This window comes from Microcystis sp. M49636_WE2 (assembly GCF_030065375.1).
GTDB lineage: Bacteria > Cyanobacteriota > Cyanobacteriia > Cyanobacteriales > Microcystaceae > Microcystis > Microcystis aeruginosa_C.
In genome coordinates this window covers 1-10,571 of record NZ_JASJFG010000247.1, presented here as the reverse complement: position 1 = coordinate 10,571, position 10,571 = coordinate 1, and the positions used below count along the sequence as shown (strand labels likewise).

General features: G+C 47.8%; 10 protein-coding genes and 2 pseudogenes. 5 read left to right on the top strand and 7 right to left on the bottom strand.

What is annotated here, in order from left to right:
- Positions 1-496: 496 nt before the first annotated feature.
- The 3 genes and pseudogenes from PX484_RS05960 to PX484_RS05950 form a co-directional block, all read left to right on the top strand.
- Positions 497-622 (top strand): annotated as a pseudogene (locus PX484_RS05960) (ISNCY family transposase); the annotation flags it as partial.
- A gap of 828 nt (positions 623-1,450) precedes the next feature.
- Positions 1,451-4,333: a LodA/GoxA family CTQ-dependent oxidase gene (locus PX484_RS05955; protein WP_287668764.1), complete on the top strand. Its 2,883-nt coding sequence runs from the start codon at positions 1,451-1,453 to the stop codon at positions 4,331-4,333.
- A gap of 4 nt (positions 4,334-4,337) precedes the next feature.
- A complete protein-coding gene (locus PX484_RS05950; protein WP_287668761.1) occupies positions 4,338-5,405 on the top strand; it encodes an NAD(P)/FAD-dependent oxidoreductase in 1,068 nt (355 codons plus the stop codon).
- 222 nt (positions 5,406-5,627) lie between these two features.
- Here the strand turns inward: PX484_RS05950 and PX484_RS05945 are convergent, their stop codons facing one another.
- Positions 5,628-6,107: a hypothetical protein gene (locus tag PX484_RS05945; protein ID WP_002803488.1), complete on the bottom strand. Its 480-nt coding sequence runs from the start codon at positions 6,105-6,107 to the stop codon at positions 5,628-5,630.
- A gap of 81 nt (positions 6,108-6,188) precedes the next feature.
- On the opposite strand from PX484_RS05945, the gene PX484_RS05940 reads away from it, so the two are divergent.
- The gene (locus tag PX484_RS05940) at positions 6,189-6,353 is read left to right on the top strand and encodes a hypothetical protein (RefSeq protein ID WP_157404790.1); all 165 of its coding nucleotides are present in this window, start codon (positions 6,189-6,191) and stop codon (positions 6,351-6,353) included.
- Here the strand turns inward: PX484_RS05940 and PX484_RS05935 are convergent.
- From PX484_RS05935 to PX484_RS05930, 3 genes and pseudogenes are all read right to left on the bottom strand, one after another.
- Positions 6,347-6,928: an alpha-ketoglutarate-dependent dioxygenase AlkB gene (locus tag PX484_RS05935; protein ID WP_002803489.1), complete on the bottom strand. Its 582-nt coding sequence runs from the start codon at positions 6,926-6,928 to the stop codon at positions 6,347-6,349. The two genes, PX484_RS05940 and PX484_RS05935, sit on opposite strands and share 7 nt — an antisense overlap.
- A gap of 70 nt (positions 6,929-6,998) precedes the next feature.
- A complete protein-coding gene (locus tag PX484_RS25680) occupies positions 6,999-7,337 on the bottom strand; it encodes a DUF2493 domain-containing protein (RefSeq protein WP_353736969.1) in 339 nt (112 codons plus the stop codon).
- An 11-nt stretch (positions 7,338-7,348) separates the two neighbouring features.
- Positions 7,349-8,042: pseudogene (locus tag PX484_RS05930) on the bottom strand (IS1 family transposase).
- A 42-nt stretch (positions 8,043-8,084) separates the two neighbouring features.
- Here PX484_RS05930 and PX484_RS05925 point away from each other — a divergent pair.
- The gene (locus PX484_RS05925) at positions 8,085-8,309 is read left to right on the top strand and encodes a hypothetical protein (protein ID WP_287664303.1); all 225 of its coding nucleotides are present in this window, start codon (positions 8,085-8,087) and stop codon (positions 8,307-8,309) included.
- 194 nt (positions 8,310-8,503) lie between these two features.
- On the opposite strand, the gene PX484_RS05920 is transcribed toward PX484_RS05925, so the two are convergent.
- The 3 genes from PX484_RS05920 to PX484_RS05910 form a co-directional block, all read right to left on the bottom strand.
- Positions 8,504-8,923: a type II toxin-antitoxin system VapC family toxin gene (locus PX484_RS05920; protein WP_002757569.1), complete on the bottom strand. Its 420-nt coding sequence runs from the start codon at positions 8,921-8,923 to the stop codon at positions 8,504-8,506.
- The gene (locus PX484_RS05915; RefSeq protein WP_002757568.1) at positions 8,920-9,135 is read right to left on the bottom strand and encodes a hypothetical protein; all 216 of its coding nucleotides are present in this window, start codon (positions 9,133-9,135) and stop codon (positions 8,920-8,922) included. Before PX484_RS05915 ends, PX484_RS05920 begins: the two co-directional genes overlap by 4 nt.
- A gap of 808 nt (positions 9,136-9,943) precedes the next feature.
- On the bottom strand, positions 9,944-10,571 hold a 628-nt coding region (locus tag PX484_RS05910; protein WP_002803496.1), incomplete at its 5' end, for a hypothetical protein.

Here is a 10,571-nt window from a genome sequence, read left to right as displayed (position 1 = left end):
CAATCTTTTCTTCGGGACGGAAAACCATTCCATCATAACTAACTCGTAGATTTTTTATCATAATGGATTGTTGAGAAGTAATTCGATTACGGCCTACACAGTGCCTTAAGGCTAGTGTAACACACCCTCTCAACTATAACTACCGCACGATCGCACCCTCTTCTAGATGCCGATATTCTGCTAAAGATGGGAAAATATCAGTCCTGTAGAGTCAAGGTCGATCCTCGTGGGTCAGCAATTCTCATTTTAAAAAGTAACAAGTGATACAGACAGAAACAAAGCTTTAAGCAGGCTACAAAATGCGCTCCCGCGAGTGCGACTGCATCGCAGAGAAGTGAGTATATAGAGTATTTATACTCAAAATATTTGAAAGATGGGATAAATCTAGAACAAAAGTTCTCTACATCAGAAAGAGAACCAAATAAAAATTGATGATTGTTGTCTGTTGAGGTAAAATTATTAAGTTGGAAATATTAATTAATCAAACTGTTCTGCGATGACGAAAAAGGCTGTGACTTTAGAAATTCCTGAATTAATACAATTTTTAGTTCAAGAATTACATGACTTACCCGATGACAGAAAACCAGGAAACAATACCAAATATCAGGTAGAAGATGCAGTAGAACTCTTGCAAATTAATTATATGTTATAATGCTCGGTTAACTAATTTTCCCAAAAAAATTAGTTAACCAGTACATTCGTCCTAAATGAAAACTTGAAGTTTAACTTTTAACTCAAAACTCTTTAGAGCTGCTTTAATTTGGTTATCAAAACCTCTTTATTTAAGCGGCTACGACAACGATCGGGTCAATCTGAGCGATAATGCGATTAACCTTTAAATTGCCAATCGGGTAAAATGATCGACGTAAAGTTCAAGCGAGCCAGTCACGAGTTAATCTAAAATGAAGTTTCAGTCTTTCCGTTTTTTAGAATTCCGCACCCTTGACAGATCGCGAGTTGCCTAGCATTTTGTTCCCTAACCCTGTTCGTATCGGAGGGCGACCCCCTCGATCGGCATCGCGATTCTTTTGGGATAGGTTTGTGCGAGTGTAACATCCTGTTACTCGCGACCCCTCGATCGACAACAAGCGGCGAAAAGCTCTTACTATCGATCGGGTAAACCCTTTTTTCTTCCGAATCAGAAGCGGGAAATCTACCGATTTCCTTGCGTTTTGGCAGAGATACGAACCGGAGTGAAGTAAGAAATGCAAACTTTTCTGTCAGCTCGTATCCACGCTCGATCGGTTCGCTCCGAGTTTTGAAGATTTGTCGAACGTTCCTACCCACTCGATAGCGTGAAGCTGACGACTTCGAGGTAGAAATTACTTGAGTTGTACGGACACAAATACTAGGTCTCAATATGCGTTATCCCCCGAACCCTGTCCCGAGAAGTACCAGCACCCCTCCCACCTGTGATTGTCAATCCGACCCGATCGGTTGCTTGGAAACCATGTTCGTCGAGATGGTACAGAGGGGAAGAATCGAGCGAGGACAATGCCCGGCCCGTCGTCCGGTTTTCCTGCGCTTGCACGGTATCGCTCACGGACGTTTGGAAATCGTTCCCCACTTACCCGAACGGGCAAGGGTCGGTCTCTTTCGCGAACCCCGCTCTTACCCGGTTTGGGTACGTTACGCGAGCGATCTACCGGATGGTCGCCCCGATCTAAAAAGTACCGTGGGTATCGGGATTAAAGTGTTTGACGTTCCGGGAATCAAAGATCTCCCGCCCGATGAACACGCTCCCACGATGGATCTGCTCTTGCAAAACATCGATGTCTTCTTCGTGGATAACGCTCGCGAGATGTGCGAGTTTACCAAGGCATCGTTAACCGGTTCCGACGTTGCTAACGAATGGTTGAACGAGCATCCTAGAACGCGAGAGATTCTGGATGAAATGGAAAAGATCGTACCTTCGGTTCTAGAAACCGATCTCTGGAGTGCTATGCCATTCTGTTGGGGAGAACGAGATTTCTGTAAATATAAATTAGAGCCGGAAATCGTTCCTCCGGGGCCGGCTCCCGATTACGACGATCCCGATTATCTCCGCGTCGATCTGGCACAACGACTGCGCGGGGGTGAGGCCCGGTTGAAATTTCTCGTTCAGTGGCAAATCGATCCGGAAACCATGCCGATCGACCGCGCCACGGTTCGCTGGAGCGAAACGGACTCCCCTCCCCTCCACGTCGCGACCTTAATCCTGCCGGCACAGGATATCGATGCCCGCGGCCAATCCGCCTACGGGGAGACCCTATCGTTTAATCCGTGGCGCGTTCTGCCCGAGCATCGACCCGTCGGCAGTATCGCGGAAGCTCGGAAAATCGTCTATCAAGCTTCGGCGAAACTCCGGCGCGATGTCAACGGGGAATCGGTCGGGGAACCGCAAGAAGTTCGACCGAGTACCGCGTGGCCCGAGGGCAAGGATAGCTATATCGTTCGAGCGGCCGTCCATCCGGCGATCGGGGTCGCGCGAGTGGGCAATAGCACCGAGGAAGATGGTTACTATATCGGGCCGGAAGTCATCCGACCTCCCGCGGAGGAGCTTCGGGACGCGCGAGGCGCGCTCAAGCGTCAGGCCGCCCGATTCCGAGTTTACGGTTACAATGCCGCCGGGGAAGTGGTGGGAGAAATCGACAGCGACAGTGCCGCTATCGAGTGGACGGTTCATCTGGCCAATCGCAAAGCCCAGTGGTATCAGTTTCAAGTCGCCCTCGATATTCCCGAAGCCGAAGGTCTGGAGATTCCCCGTCGCAATCCCGACGTGAAAAAGGAATATCGCTCGACTCTGGCGATCGATCCCGGTCCGCGGACGATAAAAGGCAAAAATACTGCGGGGGAGGCGTATCGGTTCGATAACGGTCAGTTTATGGGAGTTACCGTACCCCTAGGCGAGTTACGAACCGATGACAAGGGACATCTAATCGTATTGGGAGGGTATGGTCACTCCGGTTCCCCCGAGGGAAAACCGATCTACAATCCCGACAATCCCAACAGCTTTAACAACGCGGACGGTTGGTTCGACGATATTTCCGACGGGCCGGTCACGGTATCGGTCAAGATCGCCGGACGGGAGATTCCCGTCGAGCCAGGCTGGGTAATCGTCGGCCCGCCGAACTACGCGCCCGATATTATCGGTTGGCGTACCCTTTACGACTTACTCGTCGATACTTACGTCGAGTGTGGCTGGCTACCCGTACCCGATCGAGCTTCTTTTACCCGCGATATCTGGCCCGTCCTGTCGCGTCTGTCGAATTTGCAGTGGGTCAACAAAGGATTCGCCACGCAGTTCGGTACGGGCGGCCCGATGGATTTCACGAACCCGGAAACGATCGCCAAACTAGCCCGCGTGCCGGAGCCGAACAACGATCCCTACGGTGAATTACGGCGGATTATCTTTAATACCTTTCGTCCGGCGAATACGACCAGTGGCGATCGCTCCCCGTGGCCGTGGATCTACGGCGATTCTTACGGTAGCGGGCCCGCGGACTCACCCCGAGCGAATCTGGCGTTATCGAAGGCCCGGATGCACTTGCTGGAGTTATGGGTGAAAGGCGATTTCGTCAACGATTGGAATCCGGAACTCGAAGAACCGGACAGTATCGAGAAAGTCCCCCTCGCGGAACAGCCCGCCACGCTCGATCGGGCGGCCTTGCATTTTTGCCTAGCGGACGCTTTTCATCCCGGTTGCGAGGTGACTTGGCCGATGCGCCACAGTACCCTCTACAGCGCGCCCTTCCGAGTACGCCACCGCCCGCCCGATGACCCCGAACCGGACTACGGAAAAACACTAACCCCGGAAATCGCCCTCAAAGTGGGCGGGCTGCTTTCGTCCCAAGGGCCGGGCGGACTAACCCGATGGATGGCTCTGCCCTGGCAAGGAGATACCGCTTTCTGTCGTTCGGGCTACGATCTGGACTACGATCCCTATATTCCTACCTTCTGGCCCGCCCGTGTCCCTAACCAAGTTCTCACGCGAGAGAATTACGAGATCGTGATCGATAAGACTTTACCGCGAGAACAGAGACTAGCGGCCTATTACACGCGCGATAGCTGGTTGCGGGCGTTAAAGGGAAACGCTCCGGAACAAATGCTACAGATGGTCAGCGAGTTCAGCAAGATGGGAATCATCGAACCGCGGCCGGGGATAGAGAACGATCCGGATTTCCCCCCGGTGATATTCGTGGAATCGCTGACAGACGAACGGCTCGAAGAGACGCGCGCGATATTGACCGCGAAACTCGCGGAGAAATCGTCAACACTGCCCGAAGCTATCCAGCAAGCGGGTTGGGACAGTATCGAGCAGTGGGAAGAGTTCCGACGGATCACGTTCGGATAAGCCGATGTGGGATGTCTTGATAGCGGGTGCAGGCCCGGCGGGAGCGGTCGCCGCCCGCGTTCTCGCCAGAGCCGGGCGACGGGTACTCCTGATCGACGATAGCCGTCCGGATCTCCCCAAGGTCGGTGAATCCTTACCCGGCGCGGCGCGGCCGATCTTACAGAATTTGGACGCGCTGACCGTTTTGGAATCGGGTTCGCATCTACCCTGTTATGGAAATATTTCGCTCTGGGGTGCCGAGCGGCCGGTCGTGAATGATTTCATCCACGATCCCAACGGTTCGGGCTGGCATTTGGATCGAGTCCGGTTTGACGGGGAGCTTCAGGCAGCCGCTCGGTCGGCGGGAGCGGTTTCGTGGAAGGATCGGGTGAAAAGCGTGACCGGGACGGGTGAGACTTGGCGGGTTCGTCTCAAAGAGCGGGAGGTGGTCTGTCAATGGTTGATCGATGCTACCGGTCGCGCGGCCGGTATCGCTCAAAGCCTGGGAGCCACGCGACATCGAGATATTCCCCTGTTCGCGGCCTATCGTTGGCTGGTCGCGTCCGATGAGGATACCGAGACCCGGACGGCGATCGAGGCGGTTCCGGATGGCTGGTGGTATACCGCGAGGTTGCCCGGTCAAACTCGCGTGGTCATTTTTCACACGGACGAGCGAGAGATAACCCGTATCCGACGAGATCCCGGCTGTTGGGACGCGGAGCTCGATAACACCCGATACATCCGTCACTGTCTATGTCGCGAGAGGGATTCCGTCCCGATTCATTTTAGGGAAGCCGGGGGCGGTTATTTAGATCGGGTCGTCGGGTCACGATGGCTCGCGACGGGAGACGCGGCTCTCTCTTTCGATCCGATTTCCTCGCGAGGGATCTTTAACGCTCTCTATACGGGGATGAAAGCGGGAGAGGCCGTTCACGCCGCCCTGACCGGCGATTTCAGCGCGCTCGATGTCTACGGGGAGCGATTGAAAACTGTCCGCGCGACGTATCGGAACCATCTCGATTTCATCTACCGCGCGGAAAATCGCTGGATCGATCGGCCTTTTTGGGCCGATCGACAGTCAACCTTTCCTTAGACCAGCTTGCCTTTCTGAAAAAGACCTAATTTGTTAGGGCGTGTCATCAGTTAAATCTGAAACCCTTTCTGAGCAAAGATTTTCGGCATTCCCTCGCTGAATAGCGAATCTGTCGAAACCTGCTCCCAGTCAGGGATCTGGAGCTAACTGATGACAGCCCCTAGTGTCTCGACCGGGCTATCAAGGGCGGTTTCAGTGCGAGCGAGGAGCTTGCCCGCTCGATTACTTCAGCTTGACACTGAGAATCGGTTCGAGAGTGGTGAGTTGTCGTTCCCGTTCCGCGTACTCGGCCTGATACGCCCGTCCCTCGTCCGTTTGTTGCAAGATCGCGAGACGGGACTGTAAAACGACGATTTTACGTTCTATATCGGCGATCTGCTTTCGGTTCCGATGACACGCTTTCTCCGCTTCCATCTCGATCGATTCTTTCAGCGATTCGAGGTCGGCGTTATTTTCGGGTTTCGGTTTGCAAGAGCGCAGTTGGAGAACGATATCGACGGTATCGGTGCGGTACACCACCCGTTTACCGTTCGCGGTCGCGCCGTCGTCGATGATGGACATCGCCTGTTCGATCGCCATCGGTTCGATCTCCTTCAGCTTGGCGTTGAACGCGGCGATCTGCCAGCGAATATCGGCGTACTCGCTCAGAATTTCTTTATTTTCAACGTCAGAGGTTGGAATCGTGGTTATTGGCTCATTCATGATAATTTAACCCTAGATTTTCACCCCTAGCGTCGCTATTGTTCTTGTCTCGTTTTCTTTTTTCCCGTTTCGGGTGGGTGGGTGGGCGCGAGTGAGGAGAGGTGGGGGTCATTCGCGGAACGGGCGGGGGATAGAGGACAAAAGTGGGAACCCCCGCCCGACGAACGAGCCGATACGGTGAGAAATCAAATGGAACAGGCGATCGTGACTCGATTCGTCAAGATGATCGCCCGTTATTTTCAATAAACTTGTCGGATGGTTAAATTAACCCGTTTTTTGCCGTTTAGAATGCCCTTAAAGCCGTGAAAGCGGAGTCGATCGTCCTCTCCCATGATGAAAATATCTCCCGGCTGTAGGGTAATTTCCTCGATCGGATCGTGGCGATTCAGTCCGCCTAGTTGAAAGATTCCCGATGCGCCTAAAGAAATCGAGATGATCGGCGCGGTCAAATTCCGTTCACTATTATCCTGATGCAATCCTAATTTGTTGCCCGGTAGGTATTTATTGATCAGGCAAGTTTGAGCTTGATAATTAGCCGGGATATATCCCTGTAATTTGAGGTAGTCTATCAGGGTTAAGAGGCTGGGGGTCAGGGATGCCCAGGGTTTTCCAGTGATGGGATGAAGGGTAGTGTAGCGGTATCCAAGGGTATCGCTAATCCAGCCCGTCTCTCCACAGCAAGTCATCTGATAGTGAAATTTCGCTCCCGATTTCATGGTGGGTGTGAATAGGGGCGATTCCGGTAGCACTAGGGTTTGAATTTCTCGGATTAGCGTGTGTTGTGCCGTTTTGGTCAGTAAGGGTAAATGGTGAATGGTCATGAGTTTTTCCTCGTTTTCTCAGTGATCTTGAAAGTAAAAAAGAGACTCTTATGAGCCTCTTTTTCCGTTTCTAAAATTTGATTACTCGATAATTTATTCCGTATGTCTTGCATAATTCGATCATGTGAGCCGTTCCTTTCGATTTCCCGTCCCAAAAGATAACGGCATGAGTTGCGTATTGTGCCATTTCTTCATTTCTTAAATATCCAGCCCGCTTCCCGTACTTTTTCCAATCCGCGGAAAATCTTGTTAGGGTCAATCCTTTCTCTTCCGCGTATCTTTCTCCCAATCGATCCGCTCCTCTCGCCGTACCGCTAATAATTTCTATATCTGAATGTTTTCCGATATAGAAATCCAGTTTTTCTTTTAATAAATTATAATCCGTAAAATCCCTGCGGTGTTGCTGAATTAAGCTATGAATCAGTAAGGAATAGGCACTTCTTGAAACTTCAGATAATGAATTAATAAACGAATAGAGTATCCTAACATTTCTGTAGACTTAGAATAGCAGAGTGTTTGGCGATGCAATCGGGCTAGATAATGTCTTAAACGTGTGTTCTCACCCTCTACTCTGGTCATATAAGTCTTACTAATTATATGGTCGCCCTCTGCTATAAAACATGGATAAACTGACCATCCATCACTCACATAAAAATAGCATACCCAAGACTTAACTAATTCCCATAATGGGCGAAACGTTTCGCTACTATGGTCTCCGATTACCCAACCTAAAATTCCTTTTTTAAAGTGGTCAAAGGCTGTCCACACCCAGATTTTGTTTTTTTTGAGCCAACAAAGGTTTCCAATTCATCCAGTTCCCCTACTTCAGGAATTGTTTCTGGGTCATAGGCGACTGGCAAAATTCAAGCACAGATTTTACCCAATTAATTACGGTCGTATGATGAACTCCCTTTAGCCTTTCTATTCCTCTAAATCCCATCCCATTAACATAGGCAGTTAGGCATTCTCGCTTCGTTTTTTCGTCATAGCCTTTCTGTTTTTCATAGTTATCAATAAATTGACGGCCACAGGTTACATAAATATGATTTTGTTTACCTTGTTTATTGATGCCATTTTTACGGATATGGGTAGATTTACATTCAGGGCATTGCATTTTGATTTCCTCCATTCATATCTCTATTATGCAACGCCAGAAATGTTAGGTTCGGACTTCCTTTCCTCAAAAACCATCGATGTGGCCGCTAAATTTCAAGTCAAAGAAGGGCTGAATTATAGGGCGGGTAACGGCTGTGAGTGGTATGTCAGGGTAGAACAGGCTACTTGGGATCGGCTGCTAAGATACCGAAATCGCGTCGGTACGGCAACCATCGATGGGGCTATCAAACGAATGTTAGAAAGTATCGAGAACAGCCCACCCTAACGGAACCTTAACTTGGTTTGAGCTGCTCACTTAACGAATTTTTCGAGGTTCTCACTTAACGATTCGTTAAGTGAGGGGAGAATTGAAACCGACTATGGACATAACCCGATCCTTAGAGAGCGATCGATGACGTAGTGATCATCTTTCTGGGGGAGCAAATGATTTATCGAGTATTAACACGGAACAATTACAGATTAGAGAAACCAATTTTCAATCACTAAACCTTCTAAATCTTGAAAATCATCAACATTATTGGTAACTAAAGTCAAATTGTTGGTAAAAGCAATAGACGCTATCTGACCATCGACAAAAGCAGGACTCTTACCGAATTTAGACAATCTTGACCTTTCCCGTGCGTGATATTGGGCTGATTTTAAGTCATAATCGAATAAAGGTAGATTGGCTAAAATAACGTTATTTACATAATCCTCTAAGTCTTGGCGTTTTTTAGACAGAGGAAGTCGAAAACAACCAAATAATAGCTCATGGATTACCAGAGTAGCTGTGGCTATTTCCCGTTTAGATAATCTTAGCTTCGTCATGACCTTCTGATTCGGCTGAGGTCGTTTAGCCTCTGACAAAATATTAGTGTCTAGCAAATATTTGAGAGTCATAAACGAACATCTCTCCCCGTTGACTTGTCGCGTAAATTATCAAAACTATCATCATCAATACTTGCCAAATCTACTCTTTGTATAAAATCTTGCAAGGCTGACCCAAAATCCTTAACCTCTCTAATTTCCACTAATAACTCTTCATTATCAGGAAAATCAACTTCCTCTAATAACTCAATAGTTTTGCCTTTTTTAATTCCTTTAACTAACATAATATCAACTCCTTCTAAGCTTAACTAGCTACCAGCAAAAATTGTTTCATCAATAGAATTATAGCACTTAATAGAATAATTGAAGATTTCGGGAGTCACAGCGCTCCGAATTGTCAGAAAGATTGAGGAAAAATTAAAATTTTATTCCGTTCAAACCATGTAATTATCCCTACCTAAGGGTAAGCGCACCCAAAACGCTATTGACAATTAGCCAATTTTGTGAGCAGCATGGGCATTTCAAGTGACGAAGGTTTTTGTTGATACGGCAGCTTGGTTCGTTAAGTGAGGGGAGAATCACTCGGACAGTGGATAAGACCTTATCGTTAGGCAGCGATCGATGACGAAAGATTAACAGAAACGTAAGAAAGTATCGAGAACGGCCAACTTTAATCAAGGTCAATATTCTGTTTAGATGTTAGTCACGACGATTGAAAATTGGTATATAATTCAACTAATTACAAATCGTTATTTTGAGGGGCTTTGTCATCGGGAGTGCAGATGACTTACCTATCCCAAAAACCTCTGTACCTCGTTGATTTGACACTCCCGTTGCACGACATAAATTTTCCATCCTTTCACCGAAATTCCTCCTTACAATGATAGTTAGAAATTAGGAGATTTATCCTTATCATCGAGAAGTCAGTTAATTTTTATTTATGATTTAATCGAAGAATGGAAATTTGAGATGGTCTGGGAAAATGTAGCCCCTCTAAATGAAGAAAATCAAGAGCTTATCCTACTGAATTAGTAGGGCAACCTCCTGAACAGTATGGAGATAAAAATTATTAAATTTTATTCTATTTTGATGTCAACTTTTATCAGGGAATTTCTCTGTGAGAGTTTTGCCAAAATAATATTGACACCAAAACTCAGCAATTTCTGCGACTAAAGGAGCGGATTCAGAAGTTAGTCCACTGCCACAGCTTGAGTTATAGCGTTCAGCATAATCTCTCGCCATTTGGTAACTCCAATAAGGATAATCTGAACTTGTCATACAGCGCAGGGCATCTTCAATTATTAAGGCATATTTGTTATTGATGACACGAATTTGTGTTCCAAATCTTATGTGTCTTTCCCAACCTTGAATTTGTTCTAGTTGGGTTAACAATTTATGCAAATCCTGCCGTTTATCTGGAGTTGGATATTCTAGGTAATCTTCCATTTTTTCAACAGTATGGTTAATTAGTTGGCAGTGTTCTGTCCAAGCTTCTTCTCCAAGAAAAGACCTGGTAGTTTGATTAGATTCCATCTGTTTGACTACCAATTTAGCTAGGTACAGCGCAAAATTAGCGGCAGCTTCCTTTTCTTGGCAAAGACTTTTGAGACTGGTGAGCCTTGTGACATTGAGGGCATATTTGGTTTGGTATAGTTCCCTCGCTGTCTCAACCAATTTGCGAATTTTAGGAGCAATATTCTTATTAGTTTTAGTATCCATT